A 17,579-nucleotide genomic window follows, 5' to 3' on the forward strand; every position below is an offset into this window, starting at 1 on the left:
GCCCAGCCGAACAATTCGTCGATTTTTGTGAACAGGTCTTGCAGAAATTGCTTTGCGACGCGGGAAAATATGTCCTGGTTCCCCGGTTTTTTTCTTTTTGTTAATCCTTGTCCTGTTTATGCGGAGACAGAGTGAACTTCGTTATTGTAACCACACATAAAGGACAGAACCGATGACAAAAGTTGACATCGATTTCAGGGATTCGTGCAGCAGGGGGTGAGGCAGAAAATCAGGCCCCGCCCGCATTGATCAGAAAAATCGCCACACAGGCCATGGCCAGGAACAGGTAGTTGGCCGGTCTCAGCGTCTCTTTCCAGAAAACCAGGCTGATCAGGGTGGTGACGGCGATCACGCCTAAGCCCAGTGTGGGATAGGCAATGGCCCCGGGCAGGTGGGACAGGGCCAGGACCCAGAAATAAGTGGCCAGGACATTGGTGGTTCCCAAAGCCGTGCCCCAGATCAGGCAGTCTCTGCCGGGCCGTTTCAGGCCTTTGAGCCGGGGCAGGGTGAGGATCAGGGCCGTGCCGAAAATGGTGGCCAGAAACGCTTTGGAATCTGCCCGGGGTGCCAGTTCCGCCTGAATTTTAAAGACAAAATCCGTGATGCCGTATGCGCCGAAAAGCAGCAGGCCCCAGAGGATGCCATGGGCGGTGTTTCTTTGTGAACGTCTGAAACGGATGGGTTCCCGGCTGGCAAGCGGCAGGCACAGGAAAGCCAGAGCGATCCCCAGTGCCTGGAAAAATCCCGTGGTTTCGCTGAAAAAAATCAGGGAGCCCAGGGTGGGAATGGCTGAGGACAGGCGCATCATGGTGGTGGACAATGCCAGGCCTTCCGCTCGGATGGCTTTGTTGAAAAGCCACAGGCACAGCACATACATGACCCCGGTGAATATGCCCAGAAACCAGATGAACAGGGAGTTGTCCCCCAGGGTTTTCCAGGCCCCCCAGGCGATGAGCCCGGCCGTGCATACCACATAGTTGACGGCCAGAAACTGCCACAGATTGACTGTCGGTTTGTTTCCGGCCTTCATGCTCAACGCCACCCCGCTGGAAAAAAGGATGGTCAGAAGCAGAAACAAAAAACCTTGCATAGTGATTCAGATCCAGTTCAAAAATAATTTCTCAGCTTCAGTTCAAACGGATGGGGATTGAGATAGGTCTGGGTTTTGAGCCAGGGATGGTCATATTTCAATACATAGTGTTTGATCAAAGTCAAAGGGACAATCAAAGGCACATACCCGTCCCGGTAGTGGTCAAAGCTGGTCAGCAGTTCCTGTTTTTCCGACGGGGTCAGATCGTTTTTGAAAAACCCCATGGCATGCTGGAGCACATTGATGTTTTTTTTGAGGGTGGTCATCAGATTCAGGGCCTTGAGCAGCAGTCCTTCATAGGTATCCAGCAGTTCATTGAAGTCCTGCTGTTTGCCGCCGGCCACCCGTTTGCCCATCTCCCGGTAGATCTCCTGGCTGTGGGACAGGATCAGCAGCTTGTTGTCCGTGTGAAAGGCCACCAGTTTGCCCAGGGTGGGGCGGTCTTCCAGGAACCGGCGCCATCGCTGGAGGGTGAAGATGTTTTCAATGAAATTTTCCCGCAGTTTGGGGTCATTGAGCCGGCCCGCCTCTTCCACGGGAATCCGGGGAAACCGCTGGGTGAATGCCCGGGCAAACAGTCCGACCCCGTTGTTTTTTATTTTGCCGCCTTCTCCATACACCTTGATCCGGTAAAGCCCGCTGCTGGGGGATTTGCTCTTGAAAATGAACCCGCACAGGTTTTCTTTTTCCAGGTCCGGCAGTTTTTTTTCGATCCAGGTCTGCATCTGCTGCGTGTGGTCCTCACCGGTTTTCCTTGTGATCAGCCGGGGATTGTCCGGATCCCCTTCCAGGCGCAGGGAATTTCGGGGTGTGGACATGCCGCATTCCACTTCCGGGCACACGGGCACATACTCGCAGAACAGCCCCAGGGTCTGTGTGAGAAACCGGTCATGGCTGTGGCCCCCGTCATACCGGACAGGGTTGCCCATCAGGCAGGAGCTGATACCGATTTTTATGGGTGACAACATAATAGACATCCTCCTGGTTTAAATTGAAGTGAACCGATGCATATCGCCCGGAACAAATCAGATTGACTTTGCCTGCTTCAATATATAGGTTCTGTGAAAGATTGAAACCTCTTTTTAAAAGGGAGCAGTTATTTTCATGAGATCCAGGAAAAACAAGGGCGGGTTTCCGGGCCGGGCGCTGGTGATGTCCGGGTTGCTGCTGCTGGCAGGGGGGATGTTTGCCTGTACGCCCAAAGAGAAACAGACATTTACTGAAGCCTTGTGGGAAGAGCAGGTGGCCCAGACCCGGATATCGGATCTGTATGCCCCCCATGTGGCTGAGGACGGGCGGTTTTTCGCTCCCTGGATGCCCATGCCGGACAAGAGCTTCCTGGATGTGGCGTGGTGGAAACTCACGTCATCCACCTCGTACACGCAAGAGGAACAGGCGTTTCTGCCGGCCGTGCTGCCGGACACGGCAGAGCGCCTGGCACAGACAAAGGGCGATTTTATCCTCTGGGTCGGGCACAACACCTTTCTGGTGCGGGTCAATGATACATACTGGCTCACGGACCCGATGTTCTCTAAACGGGCCCTGGTGCCGGCCCGGGTCACGCCGCCGGCCCTGACCATTGAAGCGCTCACCCGCCTGGTGCCGGAAGTGAATATCCTGATCACCCACAACCACTACGATCATCTGGATCGGGCCACCATGAAGCAGCTGCCGCCGGATGCCCGGGTGTTTGTGCCCCTGGGGCTGAAACGTCCGGTGGAAAAGATGAACAAAACCGATGTCCGGGAAATGGACTGGTGGGAGGAGCAGGACCTGGGCGCCGGAGTGCGGCTGATCTGTCTGCCCGTCCAGCACTGGTCCCAGCGCATCACCCAGGGCAGAAACAAGACCCTGTGGGCGTCCTGGCTGCTGATCACCCCGGACGTCACCCTGTATTTCGGCGGAGATACGGGATATTTCAAGGGATTTGAAGAGTTCGGGCGAAAGTTCCCCGGCATCGACTATGCCTTCATGGCCACCACGGCCTATCATCCCCGGTGGTTCATGGCCTACAACCACATGAATATTTCTGAAGCAGTCCGGGGGTTTGAAGAACTGGGTGCGAAATATTTCGTTCCCACCCAGTGGGGGACGTTTCATTTAGGAGATGAGCCGGCCGGCTACCCCGGCCTGGACCTGGCCCGGTATATCGCGGAAAACCAGGTGGATGCTTCGCGGTTCAAGATCATGGATATCGGTCAGATTCTTGCCATGGATTGAGAATCTGCCCGGACATCATCCGGAAGGCGGTCAGCCGGCATCCTCTGGTTGGCTTCCCGCTATCCAGTTGGCAAGATTAATACGAATCCTCGTGAGACGATCCTTTCCCAGCTTTCCAATGGCCCCCTCCAGCATGTCCTGATGGACAACGGCAAGCCGCGTAGCCCGTATAACACTGGCACGCTTCAAGCCGCTGTTCTTATAATCTCCATCGGATTCAGAAACCAGTTCATCTGTCGCGGAAAAAATCTGGTGAGTCTGCGAAGAAATCATACAGACCAACCAGTCATTGTAGCATCCGGGCACTTGCCGCAACAACAGCGCCGGCCGCAACTTGCCCTCTTTCTGGTCGGTCTGCGGAAAGCGGAAAAGGACTACCTGGCCTTCTTCAGCCATCAAAAGGTCTCTTTCAGGTCGTCCATGCTGTAGTCACTCGGCTCTTCCTCCATCCCCCGCATAGCACTCTTCAGCGATAAAGTCGACCACTCTTTTGCTTCGTCCCTTGACCTGCGCAACCGGGCTTTTGTCTCCAGATACTCGATGAAATCCAGTACCTCAATTTGTTCCGGTTCCGGCAAATCCCGGACATGATCTGCGATTTTTTGAGAAACGGTCATAGCTGCCCCCAATTATCTTTCTTTTTCGGTCCTGTGAAAAAATATTCGAAACTCCATATTTTCTATATAGTTTAACAAACTTCAACAATTTTGCAATTCTTGTTTTTTTGAAACTTCAGCCATGCAGGCATGGGTCATAATTATTTACAGGTTTAATGATTAGAATTGTATCTGCAAAAATTGCTTTGAAAAACGTTACTTTAAAAGCGTGCGAAGTGTTTCAATAACCGGTCATTTCCAGGTATCCCATGCCCTGGACATTGTTTCCGGTAAAGCGCATGGCCCCTTCCCAGTAGGCAAAGGCATGGGTATGCTCCTGGTGGTCGATCACCGGGGTCACGTGCAGGTCCAGGTCATGATCCGGGATCTGAATCCGCCATCGGACCGGGTAGCGCGTGCCCGTGTCCGGGCTTTTCCAGTGGCCTGTCGGGGTCAGGGTGAAATCCGATTCCGACAGGATCACACAGGTGCCGTCTGCCAGTGAAATGCTGCCGAAGCTGTATCCGTTCTCAGTGCCGTCGGCTTTCCGGATCCGGCACACCATGAGATCCCGGCCGTCTTCTAGGTGAGCCGAAAACCAGTCCCAACCCTGGATGTTTTCTCCCAGCACCGTGGTGCTCCATTCGTGGTCAAACCAGGAATGGCCCCGGACTTTAAAACGCTCATTTCCCATGCGGATGGTGCCCTGGGTGAGAAGCCGGGGCAGGGAATAATAATACGAAGCATTGCCTTTTCCCGGGCCTTTGGGGGAAAATCCCCCGTCCCCCTGGAAAATGGGGGGCTTGGCCTGCACCAGGGTGAAAGACAGGGAGATGTCATTGGCTGCGGCTTCCATGGCCAAGCCGGTCCCCGTATCGGTCACCTGCCAGTCGTCCAGCCAGACAGTGAAGGGATCGGACCGGCTGCCGGCAATGCCCAGGCTCTCCCGGTTCATGCGGGAGGTGCTGTAAAACCGCCGGTTTTGGGAGTCCGTGAGCGCCAGATGGGCCAGGTACAGCTGCCGGGTCCGCCATTGAGACGTGCCCGTGACGGGATCACACGACAGTGCCTGGCGGAAAAACGTGAGCTGATATCCGAAATGCCGGCCCGTGTCCGTGGTCAGGTTGCCCGTGTAGTACCACCATTCAGTGCGGAAGGTATCGTGAGGTCCGGCATCCTCGGGAAATGTCAGGGGCCGGGGAGCCATGACCCGGTCAAAGCAGTCCGTGCCCCGGGTTTCAGACAGGGCCTGGGCAATATCGATACGTTCGGAGTCCTCCGGGGTGCAGCCCCAGAAACAAAGGGCTTGCATCAGGAGCAGCACGGGGACAAGCATGTGTATGGCAATGACGGACAGATGTTTCATGGCTACTCCATGTGAAGGGCTTCGGAAATCCGGATCCGGCCGGCAGCCAGGGCCGGAAAGATGCCGGCGGCCAGGGCTGCTGCCGATGACAGCACCAGGGCCTGCACCAGAATCCCGGGTGAAAGAATCATGTCATAGGTCCATCCAAAGGTTCGCTGGTTGATCACATGAATCAGGATCCAGGACAAGGCAATGCCCAAGGGGATGGCCATGATCCCGGAGAGCAGGCCGTAGAAAAAGCATTCATGGATCAGCAGGCCCCGGACCTGGCCGGGCAAAGTGCCGCAGGCCCTCAGAATGCCGATCTCCCGGGTCCGTTCCAGCAGCAGGGCCATGACGGCATTTAAAATACCCGTCAACGCCACAATGGCCGTGAGCACCTGCAGGGCGGACGTGATGACAAAGGTGTTGTCAAACACCGCAAGGATGCTCTGTTTGATATCTGCTCCGGGCTGCAGCTGGATCAGCGATCCCGGCGGAATCATCTGTTTGATGGTGTTTATCACGGGGTTGACGGAAATTTCGTTTTCCAGAAACAGCTGCATGGCCGTGATGTCATCATGTCCCCAAAATCGGGCCATGGTCTCCCGGGACATCACCACCCGGCCCCCGCCCATGAAAAAATCCCGGAAAATGCCGGCGATCTGAAAAGATACCGGCCCCTGGCGGGTTTCCAGAACCACGGCCGCGCCTTGTTCCGGCTCCACCTGATGCTGCCGGGCAAAGATTTCCGATACAAAAATCCATCCTTTTTCCAGCAGAGCGTCCAGTTCCGGTTCCGGGGCCGCGGTCCAGGACCAGCGGTTTTTGGACTGATTCGACTGATAGGAAAACAGATGCACCTTGCCTGCGGCCCGGGAAAACACAGGATGAATGTTGTAGGCGGACACAGCCGCCACTTCCGGCAGACTTTTTATTTTTTCCACCAGTGCCGGGTCCAGGGACGGGTTTCGTTCATCTGCCGAAGACACATGAACATGGCCCCCGATGTGGTCGTCCACCCACTGGACAATGGATTGCCTGAAACTGCCGGTCATCACCCCGATGCCGATATAGACGGAAGTGACCACCATGAGTGAGGCCATGAGCACGCTGGTCTGGCGCAAAGACCGGGTGATGTTTCTCAACGCCATTTTTATCATGATCCCCAACACACGGGAGCCGGCTGCCAGCAATGCCCGGACCAGCATGCGGATGATCAGCGGTGTCAAAAGGGCGGCCCCGAAAAAAATCATGAACAGGCCGGAAAAATCATACCCGGCATGGTCATGACCCGCTTTCATCAATAATCCGGCGGCGGTGAGAATGATCAGGCCCAGGATGAACAGGCCGGGAATCATCCGCTGGAACCGGTATTCAGACACGGATTTGTGCATCAGGCTCACCGGCCTTGTGCCGGCCGCGGCCAGGGCCGGGAAAAGACCGGCAATCAGGGAGGTCAGCACACCGGCCACCAGTCCCTTGGCAAGGGTGGCACCGGTTATCTGGGTCTGACCCACAGTCAGGGTGAAATACATCTCCGACACCGTGGCCGTGACGGCCTGGACCGCGGCTGTGCCCATCAGAATGCCCAGCACCACCCCGGACACGGCACCGATCACGGCATACAGCATCACTTCCGCCATGACCGTGAAAAAAACCTCGTTCCGGGTGGTGCCCAAAGCCCGGAGGATGGCATGGAGCCGGTGGCGGCGGGAAACGGAAAAAGACACGGTGTTGTAAATCAGAAAAATGCCCATGAACAGGGCCAGCATGGAAAATGCGGTCAAACTGTTCTCAAAGGATCGGGACAGACTCCGCACCGCCTGGTTCTGCTGGTCGGTTTCAACCAGAAACAATCCTTTTTCCAGGTGGTTCCGAATCTCAGCGGCTGTGTCCCGGGAAGGCAGGATCAGATCGATGCGGGTGATGTTCTCTTTCATGTCCAGAATTTCCTGGGCCACGGAAATGTCCGTGACCATCAGGCCTTCCAGAATTAAATTGGATCGTTTGTCCCGGCCTTCCAGAAACCCGGCAAGGGTGACCGTGATCTGCCGGTCCCCCATGGAGATGGTCAAAGGACTGCCGATCTTCAGACCGAATGTGTCGCCAAGGGTTTGGGCGAGAAACACCCCGGATGATCCGGTCATGACATTGGACAGGTCCCGGTTTTCCGACGCCAGGGGCAGGGTCCTGAAATGGGTTTCTGAAAACGGGTCCACCCCCATGAGCGTGAGGACCCGGTCTTCCAGTTCCGGGATCGTCACATGCCGGGAAATCACGGGGGCGGATGCGTGGATGCCCAGCCGGGTCCGGATCATGGTAAAGGTGGTCTGGGGGATGTCCAGATCCGCGCCTAAAATCTGGTGGGTGGACCGGGACACCAGGGCCGTGGTGGAAAGGTCAAAGGATTTTTCCACGGATGTTTTTGCAATGTCAATGGCCACGACCCCGGCCACGCCCATGGCAATGCCGAAAATCAGCAGCAGGGTCCGCAGCAGATGGCGCCGGCTGTGGCGCAGGCTGATGCGGATCAGTACCCGGCTAACCATGGGTTTGTCCGGAAGACGTCTGTTTCAAGGGAGTCAGGGTCAGATCGGCCACGGTAAACATCTGGTCGGCCCAGACGGCGGCATCCGGGCTGTGGGTCACCATGATCAGGGTTTTGTTCTGTTTGCGCACCAGATCTGAAATCATTTCCATGATGGTCCGGCCGGCTTCCTGGTCCAGGTTGCCCGTGGGTTCGTCCGCCAGTACCAGATCTGGATCATTCACCAGGGCTCTGACAATGGCGACCCGCTGCTGCTCTCCGCCGGACAGGGTTTCAGGAAAATCTTGGGCCCGGTCCCAGAGTCCCACCTGTTCCAGCAGGGCCCGGGCCCTTGTCAGGCAGGTTTTTTGGGCTGTTTTGTCCAGCTCCGCGATCAGGGTGACATTCTCCAGGACCGTCAACACGGGAATCAGGTTGAAAAACTGGTAGATGAACCCGATGTGCCGTCGCCTGAACAAAGTTCTGTTTGTGTCGGTCATGGTGTTGATGCACTGGTTGCCCACCAGAATTTTTCCCTGGTCCGGCAGGTCGATACCGGATATCAGATTCAAAAGCGAGCTTTTGCCCACCCCGCTTTTTCCCATGATCATGCAGACGCTGCCCGAGACAAACCGGGCCGATGTCCGGGAAAAGATGGTTCTGCGGGTGCCGCTGTCATCAAAGGATTTATCAATTTCCAGCAGTTGGACGTCCACAAACCCTCCCTTAAGAAAACAGGTGTTTGATTCAAACCCTTAAAAAAAAGGGCTGTGCCGTTATGACCGGCACTGCCTGCAATCATAAGCTGATTCAGCCTGCGACGTCAATGCCCGGGCGTAAAATCAGTTTTAAACAAATATCCATGGCCTTGCATTGATTGGGTGGATGGGATATCTAAAAAAAACGATTAAAAAAGGGGTATAAGACAATGACAGATGACATCTGCATTGAATGGCAGGTCTGCGGTTTTGAGGAATTGACACCCGGGTTGCTTTATGAACTGCTCAAACTTCGGGTGGATGTGTTTGTGGTGGAGCAGGCCTGTGCATATCCGGAACTGGACGGCAAAGATCAGCTGGCAGACACCCGGCATCTCATCGGGCGGGTTCAGGACGGCAGCCTGGCAGCGTATGCCCGGATACTGGCACCGGGTGTCCGGTTTTCAGACATCAGTTTCGGCCGGGTGGTGGTGGCCCCTTTGTACCGGAAAAAAGGGCTGGGACACCTGTTGATGAAACAGATTCTGGCAGCGGCCGGTCAGCTCTGGCCGGGGTGTCACATCACCATTTCCGCCCAGACATATCTGACGGCATTTTACCGGTCCCACGGATTTGTTCCCGTGTCGGATTCCTATCCGGAAGATGGTATCGATCACATTGACATGACACACAATCCGGTTTAGATTGATGGAACCGACTGAATGATAACTTCATGCAGGGAGGATCCAAACAATGACATCTCAGTTATTTTCACCGTTCACGATCAAAAATAAAACAGCTAAAAACCGCATCGGCGTGGCACCCATGACAAGGATGTCTGCGGCCGGGGACAGCATTCCCAGGGAAGATGTGCTGGCATTTTTAAAAACCCGGGCAGAAAACGGGGCCGGCATGGTGTATACCGAAGCCATTGTCACGGATTATGAAAGCGCCCAGGGATATCCCGGCCAGGCCCGGATTTTAAATCAGGTCCAGGTGGATGCCTGGAAAAATGTAACGGATGCGATCCAAAGCCACGGGGCCATGTCCATCTGTCAGGTGTTTCACTGCGGGCGGATGGCCTATGAAGGAATCAATCCGGCCAACCGGGTGATTGCCCCGAGTCCCGTGGCCCCGATGCAGGAAAATCCCATGACGGGTATGGCTTATCCTGTGCCTGAACCCATGTCCCGGTTTGACATGGATCATGTGCTCAACGGGTTTGTGGAAACGGCCAAAGGGGTGGTGGCCGCCGGATTTGACGGCCTGGAACTGCATTGTGCCCATGGCTATCTGCTCAGTCAGTTTCTGTCTTCTTATTCCAACCGGCGAACGGATACTTACGGCGGGTCCATGGAAAACCGGTATCGTTTCATCCATGACGTGATTCAGGCGGTCAAACCGGTCATCCCCGAAGATTGCCTTCTGCTGGTGCGTATTTCCAACTGGGGCATTGCCGATATGGATGTGTCCCTGTTTTCAGACGCATCCGAGTGGCAGACCATGGTCCAATTATTTTCCCGGGAACCCATTGATGCCATTTCCGTTTCAACCTATGATTTTTCGGCACCCGCCTTTGATATGGGCCGGAATATGGCTCAGATCACCCGGGATGTCACGGATCTGCCGTTGCTGATCTGCGGAAAGATTCATGATCGTAAAACTGCGGAAGAGGCGCTGAAAGATGCGGATTTTGTCCTGTCCGGAAAATCCATGCTGCTGAATCCCGACTGGGTGGCGGATATTGAAGCAGATCGAGAACTGCCTTTGTATAAATCTGACGAAGCCGGCGTGGCATACACGACCACCCCGCTTCCCTGACATCAATTCACAGAAAACAAAATGACAATATCAAGGAGGGGTTTATGGAGATTGAACAGTACGGCGACGTGATTGAAAAGGCGATACAAAGTGAGATCGATGCCAGACGGTTTTATGAACAGGTATCTGATCGCATCAAAGACGATTATCTCAAAAAAGTGTTTGCTGAATTTGCTGCAGAAGAAGCTAAACATGAGCAGATCCTGACCGATATTTTAAATCAGAAAAAAGTGGATCCCGCTTATTTTGACTGTGACAAAGATTTTCATGTGTCGGAAACCATTGACATGCCCAAAGTATCAGAAAATATGGATCTCAAGAATGCCATCGGCCTGGCCATGAAAAATGAGGAGATCGCCATGAAAAAATATACGGGCCTGGCGGAAAACTGCACGGATGCCGGGTTGAAAACAATTTTTCTGGATCTGGCAGCCATGGAAAGGGGACACAAACATACCATGGAGGAGAAATTTGTGGACGTGGCCTATCCGGAAGTGTGGTAGGCAGAGATCCATCCGATTTTCTTATCCGGACAATTCCAGTTTCAACGCAATGGAATAGAGCTTTGCCAGCCGTGTGACCATTTTGACCATCTCCTGTGAATAAGGGGTTGCCGGATTGGCAAGGATCAGCAACTTTCGGGGTCGGTGGTTGACTGGCAACGGAACCGCCAGAACGCTGTGTATCGGAATATGGCCCAAAAGGAATCCGGGTGCGGGGGAATCTTTCGGCGGCTGAATGGTGAAAATCGGCTTTCCCGTGTTGACGGCTTTTCCCAGAGAGGCGTGAATGCCGTCCCTGCCGTCCGGGGACAGGGTCAAAGTCAAAGACGCAAGACCGCATTTTTCCGGATAGACTTGTTCGAAACCCAGTTGCACGGTCGAACGAGAGGTTTCGGAAATCCTGGCCATGAATGCGTTGGCGCTTTGTGTCAGGTCGGCGGCAGCGGTCAAAACGATCCGGGAGATCCGGCTGTAATCCGGGTCTTGCTGGGTGATGGCCTCTGTGATGGCATCCATTTCCCGGGTCACACGCAGTTGCCAGCCCAGTTCTTTTTCCGTCTGTTTCTGGGTGGTAATGTCTGTGAAAATCAGGGACAGTGCCTGGTGATCTGATAAATCAGTTTCCATCGCAAATGCCTTGATCCAGGTTCTGCCGCTGACTGTCCGGATGCGCAAATTTATCTGTGAAGCGCTCTTCATATCCTGAAGACCGTACTCGTTTTTTTCCATGATTTTCAGGTCTTCAGGGTCCAGCAGGGTGAAAAAATCTTTGCCCATCAACTCTTTTTTGCAAAAACCCAGTATCCCGGCTGCCACCCGGTTGATATCCACAATCCTTCCTCTTTTGTCCAGGGTGAGATACCCCATGGGAAGAGAATCGTAATGCCATGGGCTGCGGCCCCTGAGAAAATCACACAAATCTGCTGGTTCATATGCCTGTGGCTTTCCGCTGATCAGTGAATTGTTTTCCTGAAATTCCGGCATGCTGACAATCAATGGATGGCCTCCTGTGAATCCCCTTTTTCAGTTGCAACGAATTTGATTGTCGCAAATAGTGTGCCGGAACCCGCGGCAGGATGCTTTGATTGTAACTGTCTGATTCCAAGGTGAATATCTGTTTCGAACAAAAGGTGTGCAAGGGGGGCAGAGACGGGATTGCCCGGATTCATGGGCTGTTTTTCAGTAAGCATCAAAATATTTTTCATAACCATTTGTAATCGTGAATAAAAGAACCTGCACATAAAACCGGGCAATGTGCACAGATCTGTGTGCAAGAGGGTATGGGGGTGGAAGGTTCCTGGCATAAACCCACCTTGTTTCCGGCTTTCAGGTTTCCGGCCTCTGTTTTTCGTGCCACCTGAATCAGGTGCACATGAAGATGTGCAAACCTGAAGAAAAAAATCAGGCGCCTGCCTGGGAATTAAATGAATTTTCTCTTTGATTTAAACAGGTTATATAAAATTGTGATCGATTTTTGAACCTGGTCCAGGCCTTGCTATGGGGTATAGGTAAAGACAATTGAAAGATGCAATAATACCAAACCCCAAAAAGGAGACCTGAAATGAAACATCTGTGGATCAACGTACTGGTTATCGGAATGATCGTGGCTGGATATGCATTGCCGGCACTGGCAGTAGGCGGAGGAGGACCCTGGTAGATTTTAAAATACGTTTTTGACAGACAGATGCTGAAAACAGAAACCCGGCCAGATTATGGCCGGGTTTCTGTTTTTTATGGGCATCTGGAAATCTTGCTTTCACAATTTTAGTGTGATAGGTTTTTGCTTCATAAAAAAACCGGTAGGCAAGGGAGAGCGCATGAAAGGTTTTCAGACCCTGTTTGGTGTCATCCTGGGGTTGTTCCTGATGGGATGGATTATGGCCGGCTGCTCCGGCCCGGAAGAAGCGGCTCATCCCGGAAATGAGCCGGAAAGCGCGGCCCCGGTCCATGGCGGTATCTACCGGATGCCGTTGTGGAACAATCCTGAGACCCTGGACCCGGCCCGGGTCAAGGATCAGTATGGTGCTGCGGTTGTCAGGCAGGTGTTTGAGGGCCTGGTCCGGTTTGATTCCTATCTGACCGTACTGCCGGCCCTGGCCCGGACCTGGCAGGTGGAAGCCGAGGGCCGGGTGTACCGGTTTACACTGCGAGAAAATGCCCGGTTTCACAACGGCGATCCCGTGACAGCGGCGGATGTGGTGTTTTCCATCTCCCGGCGCCTGCGGCTGAATCCAGCGCCGTCGGTTTTGCCCCATCTGATGAAGATCACCGGGGCGGAAGCGTTCCGGAGTCAGGACCAGGACCGGGTCGAGGGGTTGACGGTCATTGATCCCCACACCGTGGAAATCCGCCTGGTTTCTCCCCATATGCCGCTGCTTACCGCCCTGGGCATGCATGAGGTGGCGATATTGCCCCAAAAAATTGTGGAGGACTCAACATCCGAATTTGCCAGACATCCTTTGGGAACCGGGCCGTTCCGGTTTGTGAAATGGGACCCGGACCGGTCCATCGATCTGGAGCGGTTCGACGGGTATTTCGGAGAGCCCGCCCTCCTGGAGGGGATTCATTTCAAGATCTATGCCGGTGGCCAGGACCCAGCCGTTCTGGCGGATTTTCAACACCGGAAAATTGACGAAATGGCGGTCTACGGCGATGTCAGGGAAAAACTGGCGGATCAGGCAGATGTGCAGTGGTTTCACCGGCCCTCCCTGAGCCTGTTTTTTTACGGCATGAACTGCGATCACCCCCACCTGACACATCCGGAATTCCGCAAAGCCCTGTCTGCGGCCATTGACCGGACCGCTTTTGTGGCCCAGGTTTACAACGGGCAGTTTGACATTGCCAGGACCATTCTGCCCCCGGGCATGCCCGGTTACAGCCCGGCTTCCCCGCTGCCGGACAATGACCCGGATCTTGCCCGGCAGCATCTGGACCAGGCCCTGGCAGACGGGCTGGATCAGGTGCCGGAACTGGAGCTGGTGTCGGCATTCCAGACTTCCCGGGTGGCGGCGGAAATGGAGATGATTAAAGCTTTCTGGGCAAAACTGGGGGTGGGTGTCCGGGTCCGGTACATCACGGACTGGGCCGAGTTTGAAACCTATATCCGGTCCGATGCCGTGCAGCTCTACCGGTATGCCTGGTTTGCGGACATGCCTGATCCGGACAGCATTCTCCACCCGCTGTTTGCGTCCGGCTCCCCCAACAATTTCATGCAGTATCATGATCCGGTCACGGATGACCTGCTCAGACAGGCCCGGGAAACCATCGATCCCCTGGCCCGGGCCGAAGTTTATCAGAAAGCCGAAGCGCAGATAACCGCATCCCTGCCGCTGGTTCCCTTGTTTTATATGAGCGTGGACCGGGTGTATCAGCCCGATGTCAGAGGGATTCAGGTCAGTGCCCTGGGAGCCCATGCCATGCCCCTCAACCAGGTATGGCTGGATCCTTCGGCCATGCCGTGAGTCAAAGAAACACGGGGTGATATGTGAAAAAACCGGCATCTTTGCCCTTGCGCTACCGGTTCATGCTCATCAGCTCATTGATGCTGATTCTGCTTCTCGGGACCCTGGCCCTGGTGCTGGGGTCGCTTCAGACCCGAACCATTCAGGGCCGTATTGAAAAACAGGGGATGGATATCGCCCGGAACCTGGCTGCGGTTTCCAGAGATCACTTCATCACCTACAATTATGTGGCGTTGGAAAAACTGGCCAACCAGGTGGTGGATATTTCCGATATCCTGTATGTGATATTTTATGACAAAGAGGGCCGGGTTGCCGGATACAGCCGTCGGCCGGATCTCCAGAACCGGATCCTCACGGATGAGATCAGCCGGGAAGCGATGGCTGCGACAACCCCCCTGGTGGTGACCCAAAATCAGAAAAAATCCGGTCGACCAGTCCTGCATGTTGCCGTCCCGGTGGTCCTGCCGGATTCCCAGGCCCGCTGGGGAACGATCCGGGTCTGTCTGTCTCTGGGCCTGATGCAGCAGCAGATTCGGCAAACCCGCTGGATCATCGGTGTGCTGGGGGTCATTGCTCTGGGAGCCGGGATACTGATCTCCGACTGGATGGCCCGGCGGGTGACCCGGCCCCTGGAAAAACTGGCCGCCACCACCATGGATGCGGCCAAACAGGATCTGACGTTTCAGATTTCCCCCCGTACCCGGGATGAAGTGGAAATCCTGGCAACCAATTTTTCATTCATGATCCAGGAAATTCTGGCCCAGAAGAAAAAACTGGAGGAACAGCTCCAGGAGATCCGGCGGTGGCAGCAATACATGGAAAAGGTCCTGGTCACCATGGGGGACGGGCTGTTGGCCATTGACATGGCAGGAAGGGTCACCACAGTGAATCCGGCGGCCCGGCGCATTCTGGAAATACCGGCGGCCCGGCTTGTCCGGTCAAAGCCGGTATGGGATCTGATGGATCCGGAGTCCCAGATGGCCGTGTATATCCGGGAGGTACTGGCGGACCCGTCTGTGGAAAAGCAGCGGGAGCTGGGAACTTATGTCGGAAAAAAAGAGACTGTGATTCTGGTCAATGCCGGGGTCCTGGAAACCCGGAACAAAGCGTCCCGGGAGATCATTTTTTCTCTGACCGACATCACCGCGTTAAAGCGCCTTGAGGCCCAGGTCCGGCAGGCCCAGCGGCTGGCGGACTTAGGCATTCTGGCTGCGGGTATGGCCCATGAAATCCGCAATCCACTTTCCGCCATTAAAACCTTTGTGGCCCTGCTGCCTAAAAAACTGAAAAAACCCGGATTTCTGGAAAAGTTCCAGCAGACCGTTCCCAGAGAGATCAATCGGCTCAATACCCTGATCGAAGAAATGCTGGAGCTGTCCCGGCCCCCCCGTTACCGGCTCAAGCCCACAGATATCAGTGCCCTGGTGACCCATTGCACCACATTGCTGGAAACGGATTTCAACGGCCGGGACATTTTTTTTCAGGCGGATCTTTCGGATGATCCCGCATGGGTCCAGGCAGATGCAGACCAGCTGGAAAAAGCGTTTATCAACCTGCTTCAGAACGGGGCCCAGGCCATGCCCGGGGGCGGCACCCTCCAGGTATCAGTTTCCCGGAATCAGGACCAAGTGATGCTGGAATTCAGGGATACGGGGCACGGCATGTCCCCGGAGATGGTCGACAATATCTTTAACCCGTTTTTCACCACCAAGGCCAAAGGCACGGGCTTAGGCCTGGCCATCACCCATAAGGTGATCACGGAACACGGAGGCCGGATCAGTGTGACCAGCCGTGAGCACGAGGGGACCTGTTTCACGGTTCGTCTGCCGGGGATCGATCCGTGCTGTCTGTCCCTTCCTTCTGATCCGGCATCAGATCCAGGGTCTTGATTTTCTGAATCAGGGTGTTTCTGTGAATGCCCAGCACCTGGGCCGTCTGGGTCTGGTTCCAGTGGCAGCTCTTCAATGCCCGCAGGATATAATGCCGTTCAAAGGTCTGGCGGGCCTGGATCAGGCCTTTGCTCTCCCGGGCCGCTTCCGCGGCTTCCCGGCCGGAATCCGTATGGAACAGCAAATCAAAGGGCAGGTCTTTTTCATCAATGGGCTGGTGGTCGGACCCCAGCACCACCAGCCGCTCCATCAGGTTTTCCAGTTCCCGGATATTGCCCGGCCAGGGGTAGTCCTCCAGCACGGCCAGGGCGCCGGGAGTGATGCCGGTGATATGTTTGTTCATCCTGCGGTTGAACCGGTCCAGAAAATATCCGGCCAGCACTGGCACATCCCCTTTTCTTTTTCGCAGAGGCGGCAGGTCCACGGGGACCACATTGAGTCTGAAATACAGGTCATCTCTGAACGCCCTGGTTTTGATCATTTCATCCAGCCGGGTGTTGGTGGCGGCGATGATCCGGATGTCCACCTTGATGGTCCGGTTGCCGCCCACCCGGGCGAATTCCCGTTCCTGGATGAACCGCAGCAGTTTGGCCTGGAATTCCGGTTTGAGGCAGCCGATTTCATCCAGAAACACCGTGCCCTGGTGGGCAAACTCGAATTTTCCCGTGGTCTGGCGGTATGCCCCGGTAAACGACCCTTTTTCATGGCCGAACAGTTCGGCTTCCATCAGTTCCGATGGAATGGCCGCGCAGTTGATGGCCACAAACGGTTTTTCCTTCCGAGGGCTTAAATTGTGGATGGCCTGGGCGATCAGCTCTTTGCCCGTGCCGCTTTCGCCGGTGATCAGCACGTTGCTGCCCGATCCGGCCACCTTTTCCATGAGCTGGAACACAGCGGTCATATGGGGGGACTGGGTGATGATTTTCGGCTCAAACGCACCGGCCGCCACCTGGGATCGGTGATACCGAACTTCTCTGGCCAAACACTGACGGTCCACGATTTTTTCCACCCGGTTCAGAATGATCTCATGGTCAAACGGCTTGGTGATATAGTCATATGCCCCCAGTTTCAGGGAATCCGTGGCTTCCTGGGCCCGGTCAACGGCTGAAACCATGATGACATCCAGGTCCAGATCAATCTGCTTGATCTGTCTCAAAGTTTCAATGCCATCCATTTCCGGCATCACAATATCCAGAAAAATCAGATCAAATCTGTGTGAACGGATCTTTGAAAGCGCTTCAGGTCCGCTTTTTGCGCAGGTGACATCATAATCATCTTCCAGAATCTCCTTGAGTGCATCCCGGATGGCTTCATCATCATCCACCACAAGAATCTGTACCGGGTTGGGATCGTCCTTGATATCCACCAGTCTGTCTCCCTGAAATAAAAATTGTTTGGGGGTCACGGGCCTGGAAAGGGGCATACT

Annotated in this window: 16 protein-coding genes; 6 read left to right on the top strand and 10 right to left on the bottom strand. The window is 54.8% G+C overall.

The annotated features are described in order from the left end of the window. Positions 1–229: 229 nt before the first annotated feature. Both DPO_RS15185 and DPO_RS15190 read right to left on the bottom strand, forming a co-directional pair. Entirely contained in the window at positions 230–1,090 is an 861-nt protein-coding gene (locus DPO_RS15185) for an EamA family transporter (protein ID WP_006966973.1), read from the bottom strand. Positions 1,091–1,107: 17 nt separating this feature from the next. Then, a complete protein-coding gene (locus DPO_RS15190) occupies positions 1,108–2,058 on the bottom strand; it encodes a YbgA family protein (protein WP_006966974.1) in 951 nt (316 codons plus the stop codon). A 136-nt stretch (positions 2,059–2,194) separates the two neighbouring features. On the opposite strand from DPO_RS15190, the gene DPO_RS15195 reads away from it, so the two are divergent. Further along, positions 2,195–3,310: an MBL fold metallo-hydrolase gene (locus tag DPO_RS15195; protein WP_006966975.1), complete on the top strand. Its 1,116-nt coding sequence runs from the start codon at positions 2,195–2,197 to the stop codon at positions 3,308–3,310. A 30-nt stretch (positions 3,311–3,340) separates the two neighbouring features. On the opposite strand, the gene DPO_RS15200 is transcribed toward DPO_RS15195, so the two are convergent. The 5 genes from DPO_RS15200 to DPO_RS15220 all read right to left on the bottom strand — a co-directional run bounded on the left by DPO_RS15200 (position 3,341) and on the right by DPO_RS15220 (position 8,497). Then, positions 3,341–3,706, bottom strand: coding sequence for a type II toxin-antitoxin system PemK/MazF family toxin (locus tag DPO_RS15200; RefSeq protein WP_006966976.1), 366 nt, complete (start codon positions 3,704–3,706; stop codon positions 3,341–3,343). Beyond that, entirely contained in the window at positions 3,706–3,927 is a 222-nt protein-coding gene (locus tag DPO_RS15205) for a DUF2281 domain-containing protein (protein ID WP_006966977.1), read from the bottom strand. The genes DPO_RS15200 and DPO_RS15205 overlap by 1 nt, the downstream gene beginning before the upstream one ends. Positions 3,928–4,147: 220 nt before the next feature. Next, positions 4,148–5,272 (bottom strand): lipocalin-like domain-containing protein, encoded by a 1,125-nt coding sequence (locus DPO_RS15210; RefSeq protein ID WP_006966978.1) that lies wholly within the window; start codon positions 5,270–5,272, stop codon positions 4,148–4,150. Between the two features lie 2 nt (positions 5,273–5,274). After that, a complete protein-coding gene (locus DPO_RS15215) occupies positions 5,275–7,803 on the bottom strand; it encodes an ABC transporter permease (RefSeq protein WP_006966979.1) in 2,529 nt (842 codons plus the stop codon). Beyond that, positions 7,796–8,497: an ABC transporter ATP-binding protein gene (locus DPO_RS15220; RefSeq protein ID WP_006966980.1), complete on the bottom strand. Its 702-nt coding sequence runs from the start codon at positions 8,495–8,497 to the stop codon at positions 7,796–7,798. The genes DPO_RS15215 and DPO_RS15220 overlap by 8 nt, the downstream gene beginning before the upstream one ends. A gap of 212 nt (positions 8,498–8,709) precedes the next feature. Between DPO_RS15220 and DPO_RS15225 the strand changes: the two genes are divergently transcribed. From DPO_RS15225 to DPO_RS15235, 3 genes are read left to right on the top strand one after another with little or no spacing between them, the layout of a single operon-like run. After that, on the top strand, positions 8,710–9,183 hold the full coding sequence (locus tag DPO_RS15225) for a GNAT family N-acetyltransferase (RefSeq protein WP_006966981.1): 474 nt from the start codon (positions 8,710–8,712) through the stop codon (positions 9,181–9,183). 49 nt (positions 9,184–9,232) lie between these two features. Then, positions 9,233–10,300, top strand: a complete 1,068-nt coding sequence (locus tag DPO_RS15230; protein WP_006966983.1) for an oxidoreductase — start codon at positions 9,233–9,235, stop codon at positions 10,298–10,300. Between the two features lie 44 nt (positions 10,301–10,344). Beyond that, positions 10,345–10,803: a ferritin-like domain-containing protein gene (locus DPO_RS15235; protein WP_006966985.1), complete on the top strand. Its 459-nt coding sequence runs from the start codon at positions 10,345–10,347 to the stop codon at positions 10,801–10,803. A gap of 21 nt (positions 10,804–10,824) precedes the next feature. Here DPO_RS15235 and DPO_RS15240 read toward each other — a convergent pair whose 3' ends face one another. After that, on the bottom strand, positions 10,825–11,799 hold the full coding sequence (locus tag DPO_RS15240; protein ID WP_006966987.1) for a PAS domain S-box protein: 975 nt from the start codon (positions 11,797–11,799) through the stop codon (positions 10,825–10,827). Beyond that, entirely contained in the window at positions 11,796–12,107 is a 312-nt protein-coding gene (locus DPO_RS15245; protein ID WP_006966988.1) for a hypothetical protein, read from the bottom strand. The genes DPO_RS15240 and DPO_RS15245 overlap by 4 nt, the downstream gene beginning before the upstream one ends. A gap of 513 nt (positions 12,108–12,620) precedes the next feature. On the opposite strand from DPO_RS15245, the gene DPO_RS15250 reads away from it, so the two are divergent. Next, a complete protein-coding gene (locus DPO_RS15250) occupies positions 12,621–14,264 on the top strand; it encodes an ABC transporter substrate-binding protein (protein WP_160166923.1) in 1,644 nt (547 codons plus the stop codon). Between the two features lie 23 nt (positions 14,265–14,287). Next, a complete protein-coding gene (locus DPO_RS15255; RefSeq protein WP_236609975.1) occupies positions 14,288–16,153 on the top strand; it encodes an ATP-binding protein in 1,866 nt (621 codons plus the stop codon). On the opposite strand, the gene DPO_RS15260 is transcribed toward DPO_RS15255, so the two are convergent. Then, positions 16,077–17,576: a sigma-54-dependent transcriptional regulator gene (locus tag DPO_RS15260; RefSeq protein WP_006966995.1), complete on the bottom strand. Its 1,500-nt coding sequence runs from the start codon at positions 17,574–17,576 to the stop codon at positions 16,077–16,079. The genes DPO_RS15255 and DPO_RS15260 overlap by 77 nt on opposite strands. Positions 17,577–17,579 lie beyond the last annotated feature (3 nt).

This window comes from Desulfotignum phosphitoxidans DSM 13687 (genome assembly GCF_000350545.1).
Lineage (GTDB): Bacteria > Desulfobacterota > Desulfobacteria > Desulfobacterales > Desulfobacteraceae > Desulfotignum > Desulfotignum phosphitoxidans.

Excerpts from the sequence above, each read along its gene's own strand:
- DPO_RS15185 (WP_006966973.1), bottom strand. The coding sequence starts at position 1,090 with ATGCAAGGTTTTTTGTTTCTGCTTCTGACCATCCTTTTTTCCAGCGGG.
- DPO_RS15190 (WP_006966974.1), bottom strand. The coding sequence starts at position 2,058 with ATGTTGTCACCCATAAAAATCGGTATCAGCTCCTGCCTGATGGGCAAC.
- DPO_RS15195 (WP_006966975.1), top strand. The coding sequence starts at position 2,195 with ATGAGATCCAGGAAAAACAAGGGCGGGTTTCCGGGCCGGGCGCTGGTG.
- DPO_RS15200 (WP_006966976.1), bottom strand. The coding sequence starts at position 3,706 with ATGGCTGAAGAAGGCCAGGTAGTCCTTTTCCGCTTTCCGCAGACCGAC.
- DPO_RS15205 (WP_006966977.1), bottom strand. The coding sequence starts at position 3,927 with ATGACCGTTTCTCAAAAAATCGCAGATCATGTCCGGGATTTGCCGGAA.
- DPO_RS15210 (WP_006966978.1), bottom strand. The coding sequence starts at position 5,272 with ATGAAACATCTGTCCGTCATTGCCATACACATGCTTGTCCCCGTGCTG.
- DPO_RS15215 (WP_006966979.1), bottom strand. The coding sequence starts at position 7,803 with ATGGTTAGCCGGGTACTGATCCGCATCAGCCTGCGCCACAGCCGGCGC.
- DPO_RS15225 (WP_006966981.1), top strand. The coding sequence starts at position 8,710 with ATGACAGATGACATCTGCATTGAATGGCAGGTCTGCGGTTTTGAGGAA.
- DPO_RS15230 (WP_006966983.1), top strand. The coding sequence starts at position 9,233 with ATGACATCTCAGTTATTTTCACCGTTCACGATCAAAAATAAAACAGCT.
- DPO_RS15235 (WP_006966985.1), top strand. The coding sequence starts at position 10,345 with ATGGAGATTGAACAGTACGGCGACGTGATTGAAAAGGCGATACAAAGT.
- DPO_RS15245 (WP_006966988.1), bottom strand. The coding sequence starts at position 12,107 with ATGCCAGGAACCTTCCACCCCCATACCCTCTTGCACACAGATCTGTGC.
- DPO_RS15250 (WP_160166923.1), top strand. The coding sequence starts at position 12,621 with ATGAAAGGTTTTCAGACCCTGTTTGGTGTCATCCTGGGGTTGTTCCTG.
- DPO_RS15260 (WP_006966995.1), bottom strand. The coding sequence starts at position 17,576 with ATGCCCCTTTCCAGGCCCGTGACCCCCAAACAATTTTTATTTCAGGGA.